Raw genomic sequence first — 25,396 nt, 5'->3', positions numbered from 1 at the left:
TAAAAACCCATAACGTTAATGGAATAAGGCTTTTTTAGTTCACATGTTATCGTCAATTCGAATTCAACTTATCACCGTGCTACTCGCTCTTATAGCGCTTATATTGGCACAGGGGTTTATTGCTAGAGAAAACCAAGAAGTCCTAAACAAAGGCGTGGCATCAGCGTCAAAGGCAGTAGTTGATGTTGCACTTGTTAAGGAACTTGAACGGGATGTGGTGGACTTACAGCGCAACGTGCTCATATTCAAAGAGAATGCGAGCAAATCAGCCATTACTCGCTTCAGTCGACTCATGGTGACTATTAACACCAAACTCGACAAGTTAGCCCTGGTAGACGAAGACAAGGAAATACAGGAAGACAATCATATCCTTTCAAGAATGAAGGAGCACCTTAACGCCTATCAGGAGAATTTTACTCAAGTTGTCGATGCGCGCTCTGAAAGGGATAACCTTATAGCAAGAGGCACCCTATCTGATATTACGTTACTGGAAAAGATACTGAGTGACGCTAAAGCAAACGGAGATATCTCTTCTGCCTCTGAAGAACAGGCAAAGACGCTTCTTATTCGAGCAGAAAATGCGATGCTGAAATATCTGATGAAACCCGACATGGGTTTTATTCGAGCATTCAACGAAGCCGCAGATTCACTACGAAAATTAACGCTAACGAAAAATACATCCCTTCAGGAAAGAGTGGAGCGATTGTCGGAAAAAATTAAAGCCGATTTCGTTAAGCTAACCCAGATAACCCAAGGTAATTTATTCTTGGTTAACGTAGTCATGGCGGGGTCTGCCAATGAATTTCTCTATTTAAGCGGTGAGCTGGCCAAAAAAGTAACCACAGACTCTGAAATTGCGACTCAACGCACCTACACACTGGCTGAAAGCACACAGCGTAACGGAGAGTTATTTTCTCTTGTTGCCATTCTACTCGCCCTCTCAGCAGCGCTGTTTGCCATGTTTCGCATATTGGGCCCTATCCGCTCTATCACTCAAGTTTTCAACAAACTTGCCCAAGGCGTACAAATTTCCAATATTCCTGGCAGCAGCCGAAAAGATGAGATTGGCAAGCTAGCAAAAGCGGCGCTTGTTTTTAGTGATAAAAACCGAGAGACAGAAAAACTGCTAGATGAAGCAAGAACCATGAACTCTCAGCTTGAAAGCTTAAATAAAGCGATTACTGAGGCGAAAATAAAAGCGGAGCAAGCAACCGCGTCAAAGAGTATGTTTTTAGCCAATATGAGTCATGAAATCCGCACGCCGATGAATGGCATTATCGGGCTAATAGAACTGGCGCAACAGCAAGAGCTGTCCACTACTGTTAAAGGGTATCTCGACAAGGCAGCGTATTCTGGGCAAATATTACTGAGCGTAATTAACGATATTCTCGACTTCTCAAAAATTGAAGCGGGTAAATTGAAGATTGAGGAAGTGAGCTTTTCTTTGCATTCACTGTTCGACAACCTCATTGCAGTCATTGCACTACGCGCAAAAGAAAAGAACTTATCGGTGCACTTTACGGTAAATCCAAAGATACCTCCGCAAGTAATTGGCGACCCACTGCGCATTGCCCAAATAATTATGAATATAGGCAACAATGCTGTGAAGTTCACCGAGCAAGGACGTATAGATATTGAGTTTGATGGCAGCCTGAACGAAAAAGGGAACGTGTTAAACCTTACCATGCGAATCACCGATTCCGGCATAGGTATGAGTGCAGCCCAGTTAGATAGAATATTTAAGCCTTTCACTCAAGCAGACGGTTCAACCAATAGAAAATACGGAGGTACCGGCCTAGGCCTTACGATTGTAAGCCAGCTTACTGAACTTATGAACGGCCGCCTTGATGCCACTTCTACTATGGGAAAAGGCAGTACGTTTGAAGTTGAACTACCGCTGAAAGCATTTAAAAACCAACCAGGCGTGCTTGAACAAACACCTCAGCTACCTGTTGATAGCCTTTATATTACTGAAGCAGCATTGCTGCCTGCGGCTTATTGCAACCAGATACAGCTGCCGACTAAATCAACGCTATCAATAGAAGATGCCAAAAATATCGCCGCTTTACCTGAACATATCATTGTAGATATCCATGAGTTCAGTGAATTCAGACAGAATATTGCTTGGTTAAACGCCTTGCTAGAAAAAGGGAAGTCGGTAGGCCTGGTAATGGAAAGTGCAGGCAGCGCGCTACAAGCTAAATATGACACGCTATGGAAAGGTCCACTTATCATGCATCCATTCACACCTGCGCAATTTGAGCGTTTTGTTCATCAGGTGATATCTAAAGATGCAAGTTATGACGGACATCATTTTAGTGAAGAAGCGGAAGCAACATCGCTAGAAGGCCACGTGCTTTTAGTAGAAGACAATAATATAAATCAACTCGTCACCGGAGAAATGCTTACCAATCTTGGGCTTACTTTCGATATTGCAGAAGACGGCAAGCAAGCCGTGCAAAAAGTAGAAAATGCCCCGCAGTACGACCTAATATTGATGGATGTACAAATGCCGGTGATGGACGGTTATGAGGCAACCAAACAACTCCGCGAAAAAGGCTTTACTGGCGTACCTATTATCGGCCTTTCGGCCAATGCAATGAAGGAAGATAAACAAAGCGCGATAGACGCGGGTATGAACGACTACCTCACCAAGCCAATAAAGCAAAAATCGTTGATAGGCATGTTAAAACAGTACTTAGGCAAACAGCTCTAAACGCGAACGTAAAGATAAGTTCTTATACCAATTCGCATAAATAATTGCCCGCTCAGTAGGCGCTGGCAAGCTTCATAGCGAAGTGTGAGAATGCAGGAACGGCTTTCGAACAAACGCGCTATGTTTAGGGCCTGTTAAATCGCTAATAAAAAAGGGCTACCTTTCGGTAACCCTTCTAATTTGTATCGATAAACCCCGTTCTAGGGGCTGCACTTAAAGCGCTTTAATGGTCTCGAACTGCTCTTTGAGTTTGGCTAGGGCTTTTTCACCCTCTTCCAACTTAGCGCGTTCCTTTTCAATTACTGCTTCTGGCGCATTACTTACGAATTTCTCATTACCCAATTTGCCGCGAGTACGAGATACATCTTTCTCGATTTTCTCCATGGCTTTAGTAATACGGGCAAGCTCTGCGTCTTTGTCGATAAGCCCTGCCATTGGGATAAGAATTTCCATCTCGCCCACAAGCGCTGTGGCGCTGGCTGGCGCTTCTTCACCGTCTTTTAATATGGTTACGGTTTCAAGCTTAGATAGCTTATCAAGGAATGCCTTAGCCGCATCAAGACGACGCGCGTCTTCGTCGCTTACGTTTTTAAGTAGCGCATTAAGCGGTTTGTTTGGTGAGATATCCATTTCACCACGGATATTACGAATACCCACGATAAACTTCTTCACCCACTCGATATCGGCAAGCACTTTGTCATCTTGTTTCGCTGCATCAACTTCAGGGAATGCCTGAACCATAATGCTTGCGCCCTCTTCCACTTTAAGTGCACTTAGTGGCACAACGCGCTGCCAAATTGTGTCGGTGATAAATGGCATAAGCGGGTGCAACAAGCGAAGCAAGCTTTCAAGCACGTTAATAAGCGTATGACGGGTACCACGCTTTTCAGCTTCAGTGCTGGCGTCATTGTTAAGCACAGGTTTAGTAAGTTCTAGATACCAGTCACAGAACTGGTTCCAAGTGAACTCGTAAACGGTTTGCGCAGCAATGTCGAAACGGTAGTCTTCAAGCGCTTTTTCAAACTCAACCAGCGTTTGTTGGAACTTAGCCCAAATCCAGCGATCGGCCATGCTAAGCACCATTTCGCCACCGTCACGACCTGTATCGTGCTCTTCTGTGTTCATCAATACGAAACGCGATGCATTCCAAATTTTGTTACAGAAGTTGCGGTAGCCTTCAACACGGGCCATATCAAAGTTAATATCGCGGCTGGTTGACGCCATAGCGGCAAAGGTAAAGCGCAATGCGTCTGTACCGTAGGCCTGAATTCCATCAGGGAACTGTTTACGGGTACGCTTGGCAATCTTTTCAGCAAGCTGAGGCTGCATCATGCCCGCAGTGCGTTTGGTCACAAGCGATTCAATATCAATACCGTCAATCAAGTCGATTGGGTCAAGCACGTTGCCCTTCGACTTTGACATTTTATCGCCGTTCTCATCGCGGATAAGACCAGTAATGTAGATGTCTTTAAACGGAATCTTGCCCGTGAACTTCTTGGTCATCATGATCATTCTGGCAACCCAGAAGAAGATGATGTCAAAGCCGGTGACTAGCACTGAAGACGGCACGAAGGTTTCTAGATCTGGCGTATCTTCTGGCCAACCCATGGTGGCGAACGGCCATAGTGCACTTGAGAACCAGGTATCTAGTACATCGTCGTCCTGTGAAAGGGTTACGTCACTGCCAAGGTCGTGCTTTTCACGCACTTCTTCTTCGGTGCGGCCAACAAAAACGTTACCGTTTTCGTCGTACCACGCCGGAATGCGGTGTCCCCACCACAGCTGACGTGAAATACACCAGTCTTGAATGTTGTGCATCCACTGGTAGTAAGTCTTGTTCCAGTTCTCTGGCACAAAACGAATTTCGCCGCTTTCAACCGCTTCAATTGCAGGTTTAGCAAGAGACTCAACGGCTACATACCACTGGTCAGTTAGGTACGGTTCAATTACCGCACCTGTTCTGTCGCCACGTGGAACTTTAAGCTTGTGCGGCTCAATCTTAACCAATGCGCCTTGTGCGTCTAAATCAGCAACAATTTGCTTACGGGCGTCGAAGCGATCTAAACCACGATACGCTTCTGGCGCTTCGTCGTTAATTTTCGCATCGTCGGTAAGAATGTTGATCATAGGCAAGTTATGACGCTTACCCATATCGTAGTCGTTGAAGTCGTGAGCAGGCGTAATTTTCACGCAGCCTGTACCGAATTCTTGATCGACATAGTCATCGGCGATAACCGGAATTAAACGGCCAGTAATCGGTAGCTTAATCTCTTTGCCGATAAAGCCTTGGTAACGCTCGTCATCTGGGTGTACCGCAACGGCAGTGTCACCTAGCATAGTTTCAGGACGCGTTGTCGCAACTACTAGTTCACCGCTACCATCTGCAAGTGGGTAGCGCATATGCCACATGTGGCCGTCTTCTTCTTCGTTCAGTACTTCAAGGTCAGATACTGCAGTGTGAAGCACTGGGTCCCAGTTAACCAAACGCTTACCGCGGTAAATAAGACCTTCTTCGTGTAGCTTAACGAACACTTCAGTTACAGCTTTTGATAAGTCTTCGTCCATGGTGAACACTTCGCGAGACCAGTCAGGTGACGTACCTAAACGGCGCATTTGACCGGTGATCGTACCGCCACTGTGCTCTTTCCATTCCCACACTTTTTTGATGAAGTCTTCGCGACCTAAATCGTGGCGCGTCTTGCCTTGTGCGTTAAGTTGGCGTTCTACCACCATTTGGGTAGCAATACCGGCGTGGTCAGTACCCACTTGCCATAGCGTATTGTCGCCCTTCATGCGGTGATAACGGGTTAAGGCGTCCATAATGGTTTGCTGGAAACCATGGCCCATGTGAAGGCTACCGGTAACGTTTGGTGGCGGAAGCAAAATACAATAAGGGTCGCCGCTACCTGAAGCTTTAAATAAACCCGCCTCTTCCCATGACTTGTAGCATTGCTGCTCGATGGACTGCGGTTCGAAGGTTTTATCCATTACACACTCTCAAATTGAAGCTAAACGCGAATGACTTATGCAGATTTGAACTGCATGTTGCATCCAGCTTGCTGATAGTTTTTGTATCTTACCCGCGCGGCCTGTTTGGCGTTCTCGTCCACGGGTACAAAATCGATGATTTGACGATGCTGGTTGGGTGTAGGCACCATACCGGACCCCACATTAACCACCATTTGTCGTCTGGCTACCTGCTCTGGCCGCCAACAAATTTCCACCGGCGTTCCTGATTGCGGCCCTTCACCATAAAGGTTATGAGGCACAAAGCGGTCAGCCGGCAGCTGCCACAACAATTCATCAACTTCTTCAGCCTGCGCCTGTGTATCGCACAGCACGCTAATCTTTTGCTTATTGGCAAACGCTGATGCAATAACTTCGCTGGCGCGGCCTGCCACGCCATTGTCACTGCTGGTAAGTTGATAAAATATCACTTGTGGCATGAATGATTAGTCCTCTAACTTGATATCAGCGCGGTTCATTAAGAACTGAGACAGCATAGGCACTGGACGGCCTGTTGCACCTTTGTTCTTACCACTGCGCCATGCCGTACCGGCAATATCAAGGTGAGCCCAGTTGTATTTCTTAGTGAAGCGCGACAAGAAACAACCCGCCGTAATTGACCCTGCTGGGCGACCACCAAGGTTCGTCATGTCGGCAAACGGGCTTTCAAGCTGCTCTTGGTAATCGTCCCATAGCGGTAAACGCCATGCGCGATCTGAGCTTTGCTCTGACGCATTAAGTAGTTCGTGAGCAAGCGGATTGTGCGTACTCATCACAGCTGTTGCATGGTGACCAAGTGCGATAATCGCTGCGCCAGTTAGCGTGGCTACGTCAATTACTAGCTCTGGGTCGAAGCGCTCTACATAGGTTAGCGCGTCGCATAATACTAAACGGCCTTCGGCATCAGTGTTTAGCACTTCAACGGTTTGACCCGACATAGTCGTTAGAATGTCACCCGGACGGTACGCTTTGCCATCTGGCATGTTTTCACAGCCTGCCAATACACCAATAACGTTAATGGGCAGATTCAGCGCCGCGATAGTGTGCATGGTACCCAGTACGCCTGCAGCACCACCCATGTCGTACTTCATTTCATCCATGGCTTCGCCTGGCTTAATTGAAATACCGCCTGAATCGAAAGTAAGGCCTTTACCTACAAGCACAATTGGCGCTTGATCAGCTGGACCACCGCGGTGATGCATAATACTCATCATGCTTTCGTTGTCTGAACCACGACCTACAGCCAAATACGCTTGCATACCAAGCTCAGCCATTTGGGTTTCATCAACGACTTCTGCGGTTACGCTGTCGTATTGGCTGGCAAGCTCTTGCGCCTGCTGCCACAGGTACGCTGGGTTACAGATGTTTGGCGGCATGTTAGCCACATCTTTGGTCACTTTCGCACCGCGAGCAACCGCTAAACCATGCTCAACTGCACGTTCACCAACGGTAAGTTCACGGCGTGTAGGTACGTTAAATACAATTTTACGCAGTGGGCGACGTGGCTCACCTTTCTTGGTTTTAAGCTGCATAAAGGTGTAAAGCGTGTCTTCAGTTGCTTCTACTGCCTGACGTACTTTCCAGTAGGTATCGCGACCTTTAACGTGAAGCTCGGTAAGGAAACATACCGCTTCCATTGAGCCTGTTTCATTCAATGTTTGAATGGTTTTGGCAATAATGTTTTTGTACTGACGCTCGTCTAATTCGCGCTCTTTACCACAACCGACTAGAAGCACGCGCTCGCTTAGTACATTTGGCACGTTGTGTAGCAACAACATTTGGCCGGCTTTACCTTCAAGGTCGCCGCGGCGTAACAAGTTGCTGATATAACCTTCACTGATTTCGTCTAGCTGTTCAGCCACTGCCGTTAGGCGGCGCGGCTCGAAGACACCCACAACAATACATGCGCTGCGTTGCTTTTCAGGACTGCCACTTTTTACACTAAACTCCACGATATCACCTCGCTTTTCGTCGTTTATGGTTTGCACGATGACTAAAATCACGTAACGTTTCGCGCTGCTTTATGTTTTAATACGCAGCATAACTTTTTAGTTCGCTGCAATTCACGCTTAAAGACCTATTGAATATAGGTTAAATTTGCGTCAAAACACCATGCAAACGGTTTATGATTGCAGGCAAAACTTGTAAAAACGGTAAGTTTAAACAAAATTGTGCTTTCTTTCACTAAAATTCCTAATTTTCCGGAAGGGCTGAGATGCTGATATTCCGCTATTTACTTAAGGAAACGCTGAAATCTCAGTTAGCGATTTTCTTTATCCTAATGGCAATTTTTGTCACCTTGCGATTTGTGCGCGTTTTGGGCGACGCCTCGGACGGTGATATTCCCGCTGGGCTAGTGCTTGGCTTCCTAGGTTTATATGCCCCTATCCTCTCTTCATTAGTGCTGCCTATCAGCGCCTATTTGGGCATTATGCTGGCACACGGCAGGCTGTATGTAGACAGTGAAATGACCGTAATGCGAGCCTGTGGTATCAGTGAATGGTATGTAACGCGGGTAATGCTCTTCTTGTCTGTACTTATCATGATAGTCACAGGCGCAATTACCCTTTATTTCGCGCCACTGGCTGCAGAGAACGAATATCAGCTGCGAGAAAAAGCCAGAAATGAGGCGGGAATTTCGGCGCTAATGCCAGGTAGGTTCCAGCAAACCGGTAACGAAAAAGCGGTTATTTTTGTGCACGATGTAGACAACAACGATAAGCTACAACGTGTGTTTTTATCGCAAAATCAAACAGACGATAGCGAAGGCGACGTGCGCGTTGTGTATGCGCAAACTGGTGAAGTGGCTAATAACCCTGACGGCACGCGAAACCTTGTATTGAAAGAAGGGGTACAGTACGAAGGAAAGCAATCTGAAAAGGCTTTCCGCAAAGTAGAATTTGACGAATACCAAATTCAGATTGCCGATAAACCTGCTGACGAAACTCGTCGTAAAGTAAGCGTACTGCCTACTAACGAACTGTGGGAAGACGACAGTATTGAAGCCAGAGCCGAGCTTCAGTGGCGTATTGCCATACCGCTTTCCATTCCATTTTTAGTACTGATTGCTGTGCCGCTAAGCGCAGTCGACCCGCGTCAGGGCCGCTTTGGTAAAATGTTCCCTGCCATCCTGCTTTACTTGGGATACTTCTTGCTGCTACTGGCAAGTAGACGAGTGTTAGAAGACGGCAAAATGCCACCTCAGCTTGGCTTATGGTGGGTGCACACCATCATGCTGATCATTGGTGTCATGTTAATTGTGCGAGACAGAAAAACCGGCACTGAGCTTCGCGCTTGGATATTGGGGAAAAAGTAGATGTTTAAGATCCTCGATTTATATATCGCCCGCACGCTGTTAGGCACTATTACCGTTACGCTTAGTGTACTTATTGGCTTAAGCGCGCTTATTAAATTTGTAGAACAGCTGCGAAAAATTGGCGAAGGCGACTATGACATGCTGGTCGCTTTTATCTACGTATTGCTAAGCTTGCCTCGCGACTTAGAGCAGTTCTTCCCTATGGCAACCTTGTTAGGCGGCCTTATTGGTATGGGCGTACTGGCTAGCAATAGCGAATTGGTAGTGATGCAGGCCGCAGGTATGAGCCGCTGGAACATCATAAACTCAGCCATGAAGTCGACCCTTGTAATGATCTTATTAGTGATGGCCGTTGGCGAGTGGGTAACCCCGTACAGTGAAACCAAGGCAAAACAGATAAGAACTGAAGCCATTTCAGGCGGTAGTTTATTTTCTTCCGATAAGCTGGTGTGGGCAAAAGATGGCGACCGATTTGTAAGCATAGGTCAGGTGTTAAGCCAAGACTCTCTCAAAGATGTGAGCATATTTAGCTTTAACCCTGACTTGTCGCTAGAGAGCATTACTCACGCTAAAAATGGGGCCTTCGACGGCGACGGTTGGTGGCTAAGCGACGTTGAAGTAACCAAGTTTACTGAAACGAATGTTACGGTAGATGAAAATAACCGCATGCGTTGGAATTCAACACTGACACCAGACAAATTAGGCATTGTTGCGGTTAAGCCAGAGGCTTTATCTATTACTGGGCTGCTGGATTACGTGAACTACCTAGAAAATAACGATCAAGACCCTTCTCGTTATCAACTCGCCTTGTGGCGCAAGGTATTCCAACCTATTTCGGTAGGCGTAATGCTGTTAATGGCATTGTCGTTCATCTTTGGCCCGCTGCGTAGCGTTACAATGGGCGCTCGCGTGATCATGGGCGTACTGACAGGCTTCGGTTTCTTTATTCTTAACGAAGTATTTGGGCCAGTGAGTTTAGTCTATCAGCTGCCACCATTCCTTGGCGCCTTACTGCCTAGCTTACTGTTTGCGGCCATTGCAGGGGTAATGTTGAGGCGTTGATCAAGCTATCAGCATTCATCTAATTCAATAGTCAAAACTAATAAAAAAAGAGGCCATACAGCCTCTTTTTTTTGTGATTTTTTTAGCGCCTTACAAGGCATCTTTACCAGCTCTTGTGGTCGTTCGCTTCTTTGGTCAATTTCAGCACTTCGGTTTTTGCCAGTCGGTCTTGCAGTGATTGTTTATTTTTAAAATCAAATAGAACAAGTAAGGTACCTAGACCACCTAACGATGCTATTAGGCGAATGAACAAGCGAGGCCAGGTCATTGGCTCTTCAACCGTGCTGTAAATTCGCAAACGCCATGCACGCATGCCTAGGGTTTGCCCGCCCCTGCGCCAGAACCACAAGAAAAACCCAGCTATCCACAAGCCCACCCACGTTTGAATAAGCAGCTTATAAACAAAAGAGGCCTGAATCAGATCGGCAGGTTCAGCATAGCCTTGTAGGTCAAGCGCGCCATTTTTCAGCATAACCACCAGCGTTACGATCATGACCATGGCCGCACACATCCCTACGGCAGTGGCTACTAGTGTATCGTAAATCATTGCCAACAATCGTCGCACAAACCCCGCCCGCTCAAGCGATGAACTGTCTGATTCTGAGTTGGGCGCGTTTTTATCATCCTTCGCCTTTAAGTGATTTGATGATGAGGACTTCTTCTTGGCTTTTCTGTCGTGTCTCGCCACGGGCTTCTCTTCGCTTCATTAACAACAGCGTTTATTTTGACACAAGCGCCACATCGCTTAAACAACATAAGCCTTACTTAACGGCATTTAATAGTGCAATAAGCAAAGAAAAATGATTTCCACCTTTTTGCATCCATTAACCACCATTAATCGTTATTGGTATTACAAACGGATAATGGACGTAAATACGGTGACAGCAAAAATTCTGATAACAACACTTATCGCTAGCTCATTTTCGCTTGGTATGGGCGCTGCAATGGCGTTAGACGACCCCGAAGGTGATATTGAGCATATTCGAGTACGTGGTGACTCATCTGTAAAAGACGGAGAGTTTATCTCGGCTTCTCAGGGATGGGTGTCTGGTGACACCTTGATTGAACGCCCAATGTTGCGCGCCGGTGAAATACTCGAATTCATCCCTGGCATGATGGTGACCCAACACAGCGGTTCGGGAAAAGCCAACCAGTACTTCCTGCGCGGTTTTAACCTCGATCATGGCACGGATTTTACGGTGAGTGTAGACGGTATGCCGGTGAACATGCGAAGCCACGGACATGGCCAAGGCTACAGTGACCTTAACTTTATTATCCCCGAATTTGTCGACAATCTAAGCTACTTCAAAGGCACCTATTATGCCAACATCGGCGATTTCTCTAGCGCTGGCGGGGCGTTCTTCAATTTGAGAGATTCACTTGAGCAAAACCAGTTGTTCTTAGGCTTAGGAGAATATGGGTTCAAGCGCGCTGTTGCATTAAATCACTTTGAAGCAGGAGAGAGCCGCGTTGTTACAGCGCTGGAATATCAAACCTATGACGGCCCGTGGACTGACGTTGACGAAGATGTAAAAAAGAAAAACGCTCATATTCGTTATATTACGCCTTTGTTAGACGGTCAACTCGCCATTACAGGAATGGCATACGATAATAGCTGGAACGGTGCTGACCAGGTACCTGAGCGCGCTATTGAAAGCGGCTTAATAGACCGTCTTGGCTCTATCGACACCCAAGTTGGCGGTGATTCGTCTCGCTATAGTCTCTCCGCAAACTATACGAGTGATACATGGAATGCCTCACTGTATGCCATAGATACAACGCTAAGCCTTTTTTCAAATTTTACTTACTTCCTTGATAACCCTACGACTGGCGATGAATTCGAACAGGCCGACGACCGAAAAATTTACGGTGGTGAAATATTCACTACCCTTCCCTTGGCGCTTACGGATGGAAGCAGTATTACCTTAGGCGGCCAGTGGCGTTTCGACGATATTGAAAACGTGGGTTTGTATCGCACCCAAAACTTAACTCGCTTTGGCACTATCCGAGAAGACGAGATTAACAGCAACAGCTATGCACTTTTTGCTCAATCAAACATCGTATTAAGCGACGCACTAAGCCTGTCATTAGGTGGTCGATACGATTACTTAGATGTGGACGTTACCAGCAGTCTTGGGGCCAATTCAGGGAGCGAAAGCGACGGTTTATTTACTCTTAAAGCAGGCTTGAAGTACAGTGTATCAGACCAACTCACCGCATTTGCCAACATTGGGCAGGGCTTTCACTCTAACGATGCGCGAGGAGCAACAATTAGCATAGACCCGGTAAGTGGTGACGCTACCGAAGCAGCTCCCTTATTGGTAAAGAGCCTTGGCTATGAAGCGGGCGTTAACTATACCGATAATAAAACCTATAACCTGTCTGCTGCCCTGTGGCGCTTAGAACTTGATAGCGAGCTGGTGTACGTTGGTGATGCAGGCTTTACTGAAGCCAGTCGCCCCTCCGAGAGACACGGCATTGAAGTGAGTGCCTACTACTGGATAAGCCATCACTTAACAACAGACATTGAAGCTGCGTGGACCAAGGCACGATTTAGCGACAGCGTTGAAGGCGAAGGCCGTCACATTGATGGCACCGTGCCACGTGTGGTGAGTGCAGGACTGACCTACTATCAAAGAAGTAATCAACTAGGGTTCAGCTATACTCTACGAGGCCGCTACCTAAGCTCTCGCACAGTAGAAAGTTTCGATGAAATTTCACCGCCATCCACATTCTTAATTAATGCTCAAGTTGCCTATCGCCAGCCAACATGGGACATAACATTAGAGATGCTCAACGCCTTAGACAGTGACGATCACGATATAGATTACTTTTACGCATCTAGACTTCCTGGTGAGTCAGAGGAAGGGGTTGAGGATTTACATTATCACCCTGTCGAGCCGAGAAATGTGCGCCTTACCTTTTCAATAAAGTATTAATACATAAACGCTTTACTGCTTGGGGGTCTGTCTATTGATTAGGTAACCATTCAGGCAGTTGTATATAAATCATGCTACTTTAAGAAGTAGCCGCCAAATAGTTAGAGCAATAAACAAATGGCCGCACTACAACGATAAAAATAGGAGCAACAATGGAACACGAAACTCTGTTTCCTCTGCTGTGTAAAACCGCAGACGGCGACAAAAAAGCGTTCGCAGAGCTTTATAAGATAACCAGTCCACAGCTCTACGCTGCTGCTTTAAGGCTTTTGAAGCGCCCTGAACTTGCAGATGAAGCTACCCAAGATGCCTACATAAAAATTTGGCACAACGCTGGTAACTACCAGCGAGGCAAGGGCACCGTCCTCACATGGATGGTTAGTATCGCTCGTTATCGCGCGCTTGATTTGATTCGCTACCACAACGTAAGAAATGAAGTTGAATTAAACGATGACGCACCTTCAGATGTCGAGAGCGCACAAACAATAAAACTTGGCGCGGAGCAGGCTAAGCTAGCCTCTTGTTTAGATGAGTTAGACGGCCCACAGCGCCAGGCTATCCATTTAGCCTATGTGAATGGTATGTCGCATCAAGAGGTCGTTACTCACTTGGCATCACCACTTGGAACTATTAAAAGCTGGATAAGACGAGGCTTGCAAAGCTTGCAGAGGTGCCTATCACTATGAATTATTTAAAAGAAGAGCGATTAAATGCCCTCGCCGCAGAATATGTAGTTGGAACGCTACGAGGAAAAGCGCGCACTCGCTATCAAAAGTTAATGATGCAGTATCAGGCTGTTAGCGATGCAACCTCACAATGGGAGCAATACCTAACGGGATTTGCTGAAACCTTGCCTCCGGTGACACCACCTGACAGCGTGTGGGAGAGCATACAAGTGAAGCTTGGCCACAAGGCGGCCAATGATACAGAGTTTGTCGATCAAACGACTAACACAAAACCAAGTAGAGACAATGTAGTTGATCTTGAAAAAGAAAAGCAGAAGCGCTGGAAGAACTTATCGTTCATATCCACCGCAGCTGCAATGGTGTTAGCCGTATTGCTTTTCGTCATGCAACCTGTGCCTACCCCAGAGGTTTCCCATATTGCCGTGGTCAATAATGCTGATAACACGCCATTGTGGGTAATAGAAGTATCTGACACGACAATGAATGTTAAGGTCACCGATGCATTTGTGGCGTTAGCAGACAAAGACTATGAGCTTTGGATGGTGCCGGCAAACGGCGAAGCACCAATTTCTCTCGGCTTGATGCCTGAAGTTAATGGCGACACGCGCGCGACACCAGATATCTTGCTAGATCAAAGTATCGCGGCGTTAGCAGTGAGCTTAGAAGCACCAGGCGGCTCGGTAACGGGCGCACCGACGGAAGTGCTATATATAGCGCCGATTGTTTCAGTGTAATTTTACGCACAAAGCAGCACACTAAACGGCCACGAAACGTGGCCTTTTACTTTTTATAAAAACTTTATTTTAATTTTTTAAATATTTTTGCATCTAAGGTGAAACCTCAGTCGTTTGGTCTCTTGAACTCATAAAAAACAGAGAGACTCGACATGATCCAATTCAAACGCAAAACTTTGTCACTGGCTGTCGCCGTGACATGTGCAGCCGTAACTGCTGGCGCAATAGCGTCAAGTCACCGAGAAGCACCTAATATCACTCGCCACCCAGCGTTAGATAGCACCGACTTTTATGCTTTCAATAGCTATGAACAAGGCCGTGAAGATTATGTGACTTTCATAGCAAACTATATTCCACTGCAAGATGCCTATGGTGGCCCTAACTACTTTGCAATGGACCCGAATGCACACTACGCGATTCATATTGATAGTGATGGCGACGCGGTTGAAGACTTAAGCTTTGTTTTTAAGTTTAACAATATGCTTGCTGCCGATAACGAAGGTATCGCCTTGCCTATAGGCCCTGAAGGCGAACAGAAAATGGTGAAAGTACCGCTTAAAAATGTAGGCGGTATCAGCGCAGACGATTCAAGCGCAGCAAACTTCTCGGAAATGTACAGCCTTACTATGGTGAGTGGCGACATGCAGACAGGCACGCGCACTACTCTTACTCCCGCCATGGGCGATATGTTTAAAAAGCCGCTTGATTACATTGGTAATAAAACCTTTACCAGTGAAGCGGAATACGCACGTTATGCTGAAAGCTTCATTTATTCGTTCAGTATCCCTGGATGCGATGACATGGCCAAAGTGTTTGTTGGTCAGCGTAAAGACCCCTTCGTTGTTAACTTAGGCAAAACATTCGACTTGGTAAATTATGTACCTGTTGAGGGCGACAGCGCACCGGGCGCAGGCGATGGTGAAGGTTTTCCTGGCGGTATAACGCAAAGTGCCATGAATGATGACTTAGCCGATAAAAACGTGACAGCGTTATCTATTGAAGTACCCAAGGCGTGTGTTACCGGTGAAGGTAATGGCGTAATTGGTAGCTGGACCACGGCAAGCTTGCCGCAAGCGCGTATCCTAAACCCAGATGCTACTTTTGCGAAACCTGAGACTAATGGTGGTGCGATGACTCAAGTGTCTCGTTTAGGTAGCCCGCTAGTAAATGAGCTTGTTATCGGTATTGGCGATAAAGACAAATTCTCTACTTCTCATCCAAGTGCAGACGGTCAATTCGCTGATTATGTAACCCACCCTTCTTTGCCAGAACTACTGAACATTCTGTTTAAAGATGCAGTGAATACTACGCTGGGTACGGATATTGAGACCCTTGCGCCGACTAACTTCCCGCGTATGGACTTAGTAACAGCGTTCCTTACAGGTTTCCCAGGCGTTAACCAGCAAGTAACTGTAACAGCATCAGAAATGCTGCGCCTAAACACAGGGATCCCAGCAACACCAGCCGAATCACAGTCAGCATTTGGTGTGGCAGGCGATGACTTAGCGGGTTTCCCTAACGGTCGCCGCCCAGGTGATGACGTGGTTGATATTGCCCTTCGCGTAGTCATGGGCCGCTTGTGCTATCCCATCCCGGTAGCAGGTGAAGATACAGACCTTGGCCTTTGTACACCAGAGGACGCCAGCGTAGGTAATGTACCTTTCACTGATGGTGCACCTGTAGATGCAAGCATGATTGATTCATCGTTTCCTTACCTAAAAACACCACTTGCTGGCTCTGAATAAGGAGATCCATCATGTCTATGAAGATTAGGTTATTTAACAAGAATCCAAATGCACCCGCGTTTGTGAAGTCGGCTCAAGCCCCTTTGCAGAAACATAAGTTGTGGGTCATTTCTGGATTGGTGCTAGCGCTAACTGGATGTTTCGATAGTGATGACGATAACGATTATCAAGCGCCAGAAGAAAATGCAGCGCCCGTAGCCGTTGATGAAATGCTAACGACGCAAGCAGATATTGCGTTTGATGGCACGTTGACAGCAACCGATGCCGATGGTGATGCACTTACCTTCGGGCTTGGTGAAAACGGTACGTTAGGTAATGCAGAAGTTAATGCTGATGGCAGCTTTACCTACACACCTAACGCTCAGGTAACAGGTAGCGATAGCTTCACATTCACCGTTTCTGACGGCGTAAATCCAGAAGTTACGGCCACCGTAAGCGTTACGATTGAGGCTCAGCAGGTATCGTTCTCTAGCTATACCCGTGATGCCTTTAATCAAGCACCGACCGATGAACCGCTGCCAATTAACGGGCGCGAGTTCACCCAAGATGCTGACGACACCACGTTCGATGATTTATTGATTGGTCAATAACGAACGTTCAGTACCCAGTGTCAACCGTAAGGCCAGGGACGGCTTTTTTAAAGGAAGTTCTGATGAAGTTGATGAGAAGCAGTACTCTCATACTCCCTATAATGAGCGTATTGTCAGCGCTAACAGTCTGTTCGGTATCTGCTCAGTCTGAAAAACTCAATTATGATACCGTCATCGCAACGTGGCAGCCTAGGCAGCTATCCATAGCAAGTATCGACGAAGCGGAAAAAATTTTAACTTCAAGTAGATACCTTCAAGCAAAAGGTGATGAGAGAGAGCGTATTGTTAGGTTCACGAACATAATGCGACAAAAATTCGATTCGTTGAACGCAGGTCAAAAAGAGCGTTTAGTTGTTTTAGAAGCTCGACTACTTCAAGGCATTCATAAGTTCGAACAAGCCAAGCAACATCTCAATCAAATAGCCCGCTTTCGCTCTCCAGCTGCACAGTTATTGTTGGCAGATATAAACGTTCAGCAAGGTAACGCTAAAAAGGCGAAAGAAAACTGTGAAAAGCTGGTAGGGCAAACAAGTTTTTTAATCGCTTTCACGTGTATGGTTAACGCTGATTTTTCACAAAATAAAGACGTAAAATTTTTGAAAAAGCTTAGTGCTTTTGAGACCTACACGAGTACAGTGAGGCCTGCGGAGCGCCAGTGGTTTTATGAAGTACTTGCAGACATGTCGCTTCAACTTGGTAACGCTGAAGCCGCGCTTGAGCACTTGTCACAAACAGAATTCGAAAAGCTACCTATAAGCGCAACGTTAGTTTGGGCCGACGCACATTTTGCGTTGAATAACTATAAGGCAGTGAGTTCTGGGTTTAGCAACTCCGTACCCGATATATTGACAGCCGACGATGGCTTGCTACTTAAATGGGCAATTGCGGAACGAGCGCAAGGTATTGTGCGCTCTGAAGTACAAACTCAACTTGCTAAGAACATGGAAATTCGAGTGTGGCGAGAAGACAGTTCTCACGCCGCACAGGTCGCCACTTACTTTTTAGAGATTGAGCCCAATTACCCACTGGCGCTTAAATTTGCCGAAATTAACTGGCAATACGCACAGTCATTAGATGACAGAAACCTCCTAGAGCGCGCTCGACAGGCTAATGAAGTATCGACCAATGCTTAATGTTCTCCCCCCCTTCAGTAAACGAGTCATGATTAAATTTATCACATTTTTCATCTTCGCCGCCTTCAGCGTTTTCACGCATTCACACGAACTGAGTAACGGCTACTTAACGCTTAAAAACGATTCAAATAACACTTTGTCTGGCGAGCTCTTGCTAAAGCCTGAAGATATAGGGCAAGCAGCAGGGCTAGATAGTAATAATGACGGTAACTTGACCTGGGGTGAAGTCAACAGAAACCACACCATGGCGAACGACTATATCCAAAACCACCTAGTGATTCGAGATAGCGAAACGCGATGTACGGTTAGTATTGCTCCCCCTTCTATGCGAGATATATCTGCAGAGTCATTACTGGTATACCCGCTGTCGGTAAACTGCGTATATGTAAACGAAGTATCGATACAATACACTGGCATAGTTAGCGATTTTCCCACCCACAAGCTACTCACAACGGTAACATTAAACGATCACACAAGTGTTTATGTACTAAGCGATGAACGCTCTTTTATCACTGCTTCTGCTACAGGAAACAGCTGGATTTCGCAGTTTGGGGAGATGGTTTATCAGGGAATTTGGCACATTTTCATTGGACTAGACCATATACTGTTTTTGGTTGCTACGTTGCTCACCGTTAATCTTTACAGGGAAAATAAGAGCTGGGTGAAAGAGCAAAGCAAAAGGCACATTATAAAAAGCACGGTGATATTGGTAAGCACGTTTACGTTAGCGCACTCGATTACATTAACTGCCACAGCACTGGATTTTATTACGCTAGATAGCCGTATTGTTGAGCTAGGCATTGCTATATCAGCGGCTATAACTGCGCTTAACAATGTGTACCCAATCATCATGCGTTTAGGATTTATTACCTTTGGGTTCGGCCTACTTCATGGAATGGGATTTGCGAGTGTGTTTGGCGACCTTAACGCCCAGTCGGGCAGCTTGGTAATGAATGTATTCGCTTTTAATATAGGGGTAGAGCTGGGTCAACTTGCCATAGTTACGCTGCTATTGCCCTTACTTATCTTACTTAGAAACGTAAGGTTATATTCAAAAGCCATAATGCCAATTGCGTCGTCAGTAATCGCGGTAGTAGCGATTAATTGGACGCTTCAGCGTTGGTAAAAGTGTGCGTTCTGTTGATTAATAAGAAATAGATAAAGCAAAATACGCTTTTGAACAATCTTTCGGCACTTAATCACAAAAAGCTTAAAAAGTTGTTGTATAGGCGCGCCGCATCGCTATAATGCCATGCATCAACACCACGTTGATAACCATACACAATGCCAGTGTGATGGAATTGGTAGACATGACGGATTCAAAATCCGTTGCTAGCGATAGCGTGGCGGTTCAAGTCCGCCCACTGGTACCATCTTCTTCTTTACAGAAGTAGATACTGAAACCGACGAAAGTCGGTTTTTTTGCGTCTGGAAGAAAGTTTTTGCTACGTAGCATATTTGAACAACTACTACTCCGGTGCAGTTCCCTCTATTAGCATAGTTATTCTTTAGTTAGCGATTCATGTCTCACGATTTTTTACGCTACTTGTTATCGAAATGTCGTTAAAAAAGTATAGGCGCGTTTATTCGGAGCTCATCTTTGTCTAGATCGTAAGGGACTACGTGTAAAAGTAAACCTGGTTTAAATTCAAATGATGGAAGAGATTCAAGAAAATTTTCATTTTTAGGATAAATAAGCACTAGAGAGCCCTGCCCTTTGAGATACTTCTCACCGTAAGCGAATAACTGATACATATCTGATTGTGCTAGATAATATTTGTCTTTCGATGTATTAAGATTTTCGTTAATTATCTTCCACTTAGTATCAGCAATAACAGCTATCTCACCATTGTCATAAATAGCGATATCTGGGCGCAAGTTGAACCAATTCTGTCCATTATGGCTTGTGAGTGACTCTCCTTTTATTTGGCCTTTTACTGAGAACCGACTCGGTAATAATTTGCTTAGTTTCTTCTCTACATATCGCTCAAACAAGACTTCCATAGGAAACAAAAATGATACCCCCTCCGTATTGCCCGACATGGTAAGCGGAGACTCGTTGAAAAGTATTAATTTGCACCAGGATTCTAAATTTCGATAGTGAATTAGATTTCTGTCCGTCGACCAACGCTTAAAATCTTCATTGTGGTTATTTGATTTATTAACACCATCAAAGGCAAAGATAAGTTCTCTCGCAAGACGCTGATTTTGTGAACTTCTTGTCCATCTCGAAACAATATAAACAGCAGACAAAATAAGCCTGTTTTCAGCTCTATTAACAGAAAAAGTATCGTAGGAAATTTGAAAGATATGATCTCTTCCGGGCCGTTGTCGCATCTGTTTGACTGTGTTCAACCGTCCTTTCAGAAAACTTCTTTGAGCATCAACGCGTTGATATTCACTACGCAGACCTTTTTTTAGTAGAAGAGAAACTTGTGACAAAAACTGTGAAATCAGCACTTCAATTAATGGCTGATTTACTACTTGAAGATGAGCATTATTGAATTGCTCTAGCTTTAAGTTTTCAACAACTGCTAACATTTTCAGTAGCGTTTTTCTTGAGGCCTCCATTGACGTTTGGTCACTGTAGATTTTCGGCAGAATCTCTATACGTGTACCGCACGGAGTGTCAAGTACACCAACAAAGTTAACAACTTGCAACGCGAGCTTCTTACCCATTCGCTTTACACGAACAAGCTCTCTACCAGCTATGCTTAAGCCGTTACTCATCAACCAATTAAACGCCGAAGTCGATACTTCTGCATGATCAGGTATAGCGTTGTTACCGGCTTCTACCAGTAATCCATATTCCTTAACCTGAACAAAAGATTTAACGTGGTTCATAACACGCTATATAGGCATCTGGATTGGTCAAAGCATAATCATTTCTTACAAACGCCTGCACTCCATTGGGCTCCCACTCACTTCCCATTAGTTCTGCAATTTCACTTGTAGAATATTTCTCGATAATGAATCTATGGTCTTTTTCAGCCTTATTACTTGGGTCTTTGAGATGATCCCCTAAAACTTGTCCAACCCGTTCCCAGTCTTCAAAGAAATACTCTTCCAATAGCGGCAAGATTTGAAGTTCAAATATTTCCCCTAACTTCTCAATAGTCGGCTCAGTAATAAGAGGAAGAAAAAAACTGTGGCCTATGGTGTGCTCTCGATCGAACAACAATTCGATTCGTTGATTAATTGCTTTAGCTAGGCGCGAAATATCAATTCCCTGAATTTTGGGGATTGATTTGAGTACCTCATAGTCAGGCATCATTTCAACAAATTCAAACCGCCGCCGAAGCGCAATGTCTACCTGAGCTAACGACTTATCAGCAGTATTCATTGTTCCAAGTAGATAGAGGTTTGAAGGCACACTAAATGGCTTTTTGGTATACGGAAGAGTCACGGATAAAGCATCTAGTTCACCTGCTCTTTTACTCGGCTCAATCAAAGTAATTAGCTCACCAAAAATGTTGGCTATATTCCCTCGATTAATTTCGTCGATAATCAGTACCCTATTGTCACTGGACACCCGATCACCAAAAGAAAGTCCATTATCAATAATGTAAGCAACTAGTTGAGCCAATAAAGTGCTGTAACCATTAACTAGGTATTTCTCTAAGTTCGTTTCTACTTTGTCGAATAACGTCTTATTTTTTATGTCTTCAGTAGTACTTTTACCATTTTTCACCAAGTCAACGAGCTCATTAATAATACTCATTGGTAACGGTAACCGAGAGCCATTAGGTTTCTTAAACTCAATGACTTCACTACTTATCGACGTAACTGCGTACCCAGAGATGTTCGATCCAACCGCTAAACTACCTTTTGCTTCGCCCCCGGTCAGTAAAGCCTGTAGTTTTGTTAAATCCAGAGTTGGTGGCTTTAAACTATAAATAGTTTGCTGCGAAAGATTTTTACTAAATAGCTCACTTGTTGGTAGAGACGGGGAATAAACTTTTAACCATCGAACTTTTCTTAGCTGGCAATAGTGACCAGTTTCATTTTCTTCGAAGTAATATTCACTAGTCACTTCAGCTATGGCTCTAAACTTTTGGTTTCCATCTGAAACAATGACTAAATCGCCAACATTCATATGGTTTTTAAAGTAGTTGATAGAAGTTACGTTGTAATCGTAGCTTTCGTTTTCTATCGTAAAGCCAGCATCACGGTATAGTTTAGTAATCTCTTTTCTGGAATCTGCTCCCGAAAAGTCTATCGTACCGCCATAACCTAAAGCGATATAATTATGTTCAATACAATGATCATAAACATATGCATCCTCACCTTGGGTGTTGCCTAAGGACATTTTCCAAACGTTCCGACTTGAGACATCGATAGAGAGATCACTCTCTTCAGTCACAACACGCGACGACGCAGCATCGCACATTTGCTTAAAAATACCTTCTTCTATGTCATAGCTTATTTTGCCATTTTCATCGGTATTAGCTTTGATGCCTTCAACAAAATCTTCGTAGCTAAAGCTCTGGTGAAAAGTAACAAAATTTATTCGATTAGATTTTACAAGCTCATCAAATCGCTGTTTTAAAGCAGCTCTGTTTTTTATATTTGTGGCCCAGAACTTTGGTTCAATGATCTCAATTGCTTTGCTTATTGTGGAATAAGTTTTTCCCGTTCCTGGTGGCCCATAAAGAATTGTATTAAGCGCTGCGGAAGATTTACTTGTTTGATAATGCTTTTCGTCATCAACGTCATCATCATCGTCAAGGAGTAACATTGCTTTATGCTGCTTATACACGTCAAAGCCATATTCGATAACGTTTTTGCTTCCACGCTCGGCCATCAGTAATCGATATGCTTCTGGAAAAGTTGCTTTGGGTTTATTACTTATCTGTCGTAACGATTCAAGTTTGAATATATTTAAAAGGGCTGGGGTTCCCTGATTTTGATAAAGAAAAGCAACTTTCCATTTGAGTGTATCCCCCAAATCAATATTATCAATACCTTCAAGATCATCAGCCCCTACTAGTCGAATAATATCGATTAATTTAGCTTTTACGTTTTCAAAAGCGTCTTCTTCTGAATTACCAAACCGGCTAACCCAAGAATAAAGCTCTCCATGAGAGATGTGCTTCCTGTTACCTTTGGGCGGTTGTTTTCGCTTATAAATTCCAAATTTAGAAGCATCACCTCCTCTGATCGATCCTAATTCACGCGTTTTATGCTCTAACCAATAGGCAAAAGTGTCATAATTATCTACATCAATATATTCTTCTAACGTCAACTGGTTAATCTTTTCAACTGGCCAGCGCTCGAGGAATTGGTTTAGTAGGCTTTTTTGTTCTTCTAATGAAATTTCCATTACTGAGAAAAGTCCCTATTTTAATTGCAACATACTAACTTCGTTTCTTTGAACATAGCAATGCAGTGCTTTCAGCTTATTCTATTGCAAGCTACTTTTTAATCTATATACAGCCGCATTTCTTATATCCAGCTTCCCATTCTTTAAAGCGTTGTTCTAGAACTTTTTCGGCTCTCTCTTCTATGGCTAAAGGATCCCGTCTTATGGTCACCCTTAAAGGCCCTCAATCTCCTTAAACGAATGACTCTTTGTTATTTAACGCAGTAGTACTATAAAGGCAACTCACTTTCTTTAATCACTTAACCAATTGATTCAATGTAAATTTGTACAATATTCCGCTAGTCCCCAACATAGTTACCAAAACACCACTAGTTGTTTAAAGTTTAAAGGTCACTAAAATAAACCACTAGTAAGCAATAAGCTTTATTCAATTTTTTTGGAGTTTTGAGATGACTACGACAAAAACCGGCAATGTACTAATTATTAATGCACACCAGTATTACCCTTTTTCGGAAGGCAAGCTAAACGCGTCTTTCGTCGATAAAGCGGTAACGCTGCTTGAAGCTAAAGGCTATAACACTCGCGTAGTGACAATGGCCGAAGAGCACAACGTTGAAGAACAGTTGGCTCATCATCAGTGGGCTGACATCGTTCTTCTACAGGCACCAATCAATTGGATGGGTGTGCCATGGTCATTCAAAAAGTACATGGATGAAGTTTACACTGCGGGTATGGGTGGCGCCTTATGTGCTGGCGATGGCCGCGTTGCCGAATCACCGAAGAAAAACTACGGCACAGGCGGTACGCTTACCAACGTTAAATACATGATGTCTTTAACCTTCAATGCACCAGAAGAGTCATTCAATGACAGCGAAGAGTTTTTTGAAGGTAAATCTGTAGACGATTTACTGTTTCCAATGCATATGAATTTTAAGTTCTTTGGCATGAAGCCAATGGAAACTTTCGCTAGCTTTGACGTGATGAAAAACGCCGATGTGGAAAACGATTTCAAACGTTTTGAAGCTCACATTCACAAGCATTTTTAAGGAATTATCATGAGTACTGAATACACCAATAAGTTACATGCGGGTTCTGCTTTTCCAGATATTTCGGCAAAGCTGTTAAATGGCGACACTAAAAAGTTAGCGACACCTGAGAACGGTCTTGACTGGAAAATGGTGGTAATTTACCGAGGGCAACATTGCCCACTTTGCACTCGATACCTCAATCAACTTGAAAGTGTTAGGGGTCATCTTGCCGAAACTGGCGTAGACCTTATTGCAGTGTCTGGCGACAGTAAAGCGCAGCTGGAAAGTCACCTGCCTAGGTTGGACATTAACTTTCCTATTGCGTACGGCTTAACGGTGGAGCAAATGGAGGAATTAGGCGTTTATATCTCTGATCCGAGGTCGCCTCAAGAAACTGATCACCCGTTTTCTGAACCCGCGCTGTTTGTTGTGAACAATGAAGGTAGTGTGCACGTCGCTGATATTTCTAACAACCCATTTGTTAGACCTGAGTTAGAGACATTAGTAAGTGGTTTGGGCTGGATTCGTAATCCTGATAACAACTACCCTATTCGCGGTATGCACAAATAAGCGCACTTATGAAGTTAGTGTCAGGGCTACTTGGCACTAACTTTATTATCTCGGCGCATACGCTTACTTATATTTACCCTTTCCCACCAGCAGACCAATTTAGAAACAATCTTTATTTGATTTTTATAGCGTAAACATTATATTAACGCTCGTCGAAAATTCGACATTCAAAATCAGAAAGGGAAATATAATGAAAAAAATAATTGGACTAGCTGCTGCAAGCCTTATTCTTACCTCAGGTTGTGCCACCATTCTTACCGAAGAAACACACAAGATAAACGTTACAACAACTAGCGGTGAAACGACTACAGTTACTGTTGATGGCATGTCTCAAACAGTGCCTGGTGTAGTTACTGTTAAGAAAGAGAACAAAGATAAAGTGCTAGTTGCTGACGATGCAAAATGTACCGACGTTAACTTGAACAAAGAAGTCGAATCTGCGTTTTTCATCAACATTATTAGTGGCGGTGTATTCGGTTCGTCTACCGATTACGGCTCAGACAAAATGTGGAAATACCAAGATTCAGTAAGCGTACCTTGTAAATAAG

19 protein-coding genes and 1 tRNA gene are annotated in these 25,396 nt (G+C 44.6%); 14 read left to right on the top strand and 6 right to left on the bottom strand.

Going from position 1 to position 25,396, the window contains the following annotated elements; genetic code table 11:
* Positions 1 to 43: 43 nt before the first annotated feature.
* On the top strand, positions 44 to 2,716 hold the full coding sequence (locus KUL49_RS11680; protein ID WP_131137383.1) for a response regulator: 2,673 nt from the start codon (positions 44 to 46) through the stop codon (positions 2,714 to 2,716).
* Positions 2,717 to 2,929: 213 nt separating this feature from the next.
* Here the strand turns inward: KUL49_RS11680 and KUL49_RS11675 are convergent, their stop codons facing one another.
* The 3 genes from KUL49_RS11675 to pepA are packed head-to-tail and all read right to left on the bottom strand — an operon-like array spanning position 2,930 to position 7,674.
* A complete protein-coding gene (locus tag KUL49_RS11675) occupies positions 2,930 to 5,704 on the bottom strand; it encodes a valine--tRNA ligase (RefSeq protein ID WP_131137382.1) in 2,775 nt (924 codons plus the stop codon).
* 35 nt (positions 5,705 to 5,739) lie between these two features.
* A complete protein-coding gene (locus KUL49_RS11670; RefSeq protein ID WP_039226120.1) occupies positions 5,740 to 6,162 on the bottom strand; it encodes a DNA polymerase III subunit chi in 423 nt (140 codons plus the stop codon).
* Between the two features lie 6 nt (positions 6,163 to 6,168).
* The gene (gene pepA / locus KUL49_RS11665) at positions 6,169 to 7,674 is read right to left on the bottom strand and encodes a leucyl aminopeptidase (RefSeq protein ID WP_014950602.1); all 1,506 of its coding nucleotides are present in this window, start codon (positions 7,672 to 7,674) and stop codon (positions 6,169 to 6,171) included.
* A gap of 263 nt (positions 7,675 to 7,937) precedes the next feature.
* Between pepA and lptF the strand changes: the two genes are divergently transcribed.
* A complete protein-coding gene (gene lptF, locus KUL49_RS11660; RefSeq protein ID WP_014950603.1) occupies positions 7,938 to 9,038 on the top strand; it encodes an LPS export ABC transporter permease LptF in 1,101 nt (366 codons plus the stop codon).
* A complete protein-coding gene (gene lptG, locus KUL49_RS11655) occupies positions 9,039 to 10,100 on the top strand; it encodes an LPS export ABC transporter permease LptG (protein WP_014977294.1) in 1,062 nt (353 codons plus the stop codon).
* A 103-nt stretch (positions 10,101 to 10,203) separates the two neighbouring features.
* Here lptG and KUL49_RS11650 read toward each other — a convergent pair whose 3' ends face one another.
* Complete coding sequence (locus KUL49_RS11650) at positions 10,204 to 10,788, bottom strand: RDD family protein (RefSeq protein WP_131137381.1); 585 nt, start codon at positions 10,786 to 10,788, stop codon at positions 10,204 to 10,206.
* Positions 10,789 to 10,963: 175 nt separating this feature from the next.
* Between KUL49_RS11650 and KUL49_RS11645 the strand changes: the two genes are divergently transcribed.
* From KUL49_RS11645 to KUL49_RS11610, 8 genes are all read left to right on the top strand, one after another.
* Positions 10,964 to 13,039: a TonB-dependent receptor gene (locus tag KUL49_RS11645; protein WP_131137394.1), complete on the top strand. Its 2,076-nt coding sequence runs from the start codon at positions 10,964 to 10,966 to the stop codon at positions 13,037 to 13,039.
* Positions 13,040 to 13,191: 152 nt separating this feature from the next.
* A complete protein-coding gene (locus KUL49_RS11640) occupies positions 13,192 to 13,725 on the top strand; it encodes a sigma-70 family RNA polymerase sigma factor (RefSeq protein ID WP_131137380.1) in 534 nt (177 codons plus the stop codon).
* The gene (locus KUL49_RS11635; RefSeq protein WP_131137379.1) at positions 13,722 to 14,459 is read left to right on the top strand and encodes an anti-sigma factor domain-containing protein; all 738 of its coding nucleotides are present in this window, start codon (positions 13,722 to 13,724) and stop codon (positions 14,457 to 14,459) included. The genes KUL49_RS11640 and KUL49_RS11635 overlap by 4 nt, the downstream gene beginning before the upstream one ends.
* Positions 14,460 to 14,611: 152 nt before the next feature.
* Positions 14,612 to 16,204: a DUF4331 domain-containing protein gene (locus KUL49_RS11630; protein WP_131137378.1), complete on the top strand. Its 1,593-nt coding sequence runs from the start codon at positions 14,612 to 14,614 to the stop codon at positions 16,202 to 16,204.
* Between the two features lie 11 nt (positions 16,205 to 16,215).
* Positions 16,216 to 16,794: an Ig-like domain-containing protein gene (locus tag KUL49_RS11625; RefSeq protein WP_069944845.1), complete on the top strand. Its 579-nt coding sequence runs from the start codon at positions 16,216 to 16,218 to the stop codon at positions 16,792 to 16,794.
* A gap of 62 nt (positions 16,795 to 16,856) precedes the next feature.
* Positions 16,857 to 17,927, top strand: a complete 1,071-nt coding sequence (locus tag KUL49_RS11620; RefSeq protein ID WP_131137377.1) for a hypothetical protein — start codon at positions 16,857 to 16,859, stop codon at positions 17,925 to 17,927.
* Between the two features lie 28 nt (positions 17,928 to 17,955).
* Positions 17,956 to 19,053, top strand: coding sequence for a HupE/UreJ family protein (locus KUL49_RS11615; RefSeq protein ID WP_131137376.1), 1,098 nt, complete (start codon positions 17,956 to 17,958; stop codon positions 19,051 to 19,053).
* A gap of 160 nt (positions 19,054 to 19,213) precedes the next feature.
* Positions 19,214 to 19,300, top strand: a tRNA-Leu gene (locus KUL49_RS11610).
* A gap of 190 nt (positions 19,301 to 19,490) precedes the next feature.
* On the opposite strand, the gene KUL49_RS11605 is transcribed toward KUL49_RS11610, so the two are convergent.
* Together KUL49_RS11605 and KUL49_RS11600 are read right to left on the bottom strand one after the other, a co-directional pair.
* Positions 19,491 to 20,771 carry an McrC family protein gene (locus KUL49_RS11605; protein ID WP_131137375.1) on the bottom strand — a complete coding sequence of 427 codons (1,281 nt, stop codon included), beginning with the start codon at positions 20,769 to 20,771 and terminating at the stop codon, positions 19,491 to 19,493.
* Positions 20,758 to 23,250: an AAA family ATPase gene (locus KUL49_RS11600; protein WP_131137374.1), complete on the bottom strand. Its 2,493-nt coding sequence runs from the start codon at positions 23,248 to 23,250 to the stop codon at positions 20,758 to 20,760. The genes KUL49_RS11605 and KUL49_RS11600 overlap by 14 nt, the downstream gene beginning before the upstream one ends.
* Positions 23,251 to 23,699: 449 nt before the next feature.
* On the opposite strand from KUL49_RS11600, the gene KUL49_RS11595 reads away from it, so the two are divergent.
* From KUL49_RS11595 to KUL49_RS11585, 3 genes are all read left to right on the top strand, one after another.
* Positions 23,700 to 24,296, top strand: coding sequence for an NAD(P)H-dependent oxidoreductase (locus tag KUL49_RS11595; protein ID WP_110288142.1), 597 nt, complete (start codon positions 23,700 to 23,702; stop codon positions 24,294 to 24,296).
* A 9-nt stretch (positions 24,297 to 24,305) separates the two neighbouring features.
* Positions 24,306 to 24,848 carry a redoxin domain-containing protein gene (locus KUL49_RS11590; protein WP_131137373.1) on the top strand — a complete coding sequence of 181 codons (543 nt, stop codon included), beginning with the start codon at positions 24,306 to 24,308 and terminating at the stop codon, positions 24,846 to 24,848.
* Between the two features lie 190 nt (positions 24,849 to 25,038).
* A complete protein-coding gene (locus tag KUL49_RS11585) occupies positions 25,039 to 25,395 on the top strand; it encodes a hypothetical protein (RefSeq protein ID WP_039223413.1) in 357 nt (118 codons plus the stop codon).
* The last annotated feature ends 1 nt before the right edge of the window (position 25,396 follow it).

Source organism: Alteromonas sp. KUL17, assembly GCF_006538305.1.
Taxonomy (GTDB): Bacteria; Pseudomonadota; Gammaproteobacteria; order Enterobacterales; family Alteromonadaceae; genus Alteromonas; species Alteromonas macleodii.
The sequence above is the reverse complement of the archived record's forward strand: the minus strand, read 5'-3'. Positions and strand labels throughout refer to the sequence as shown.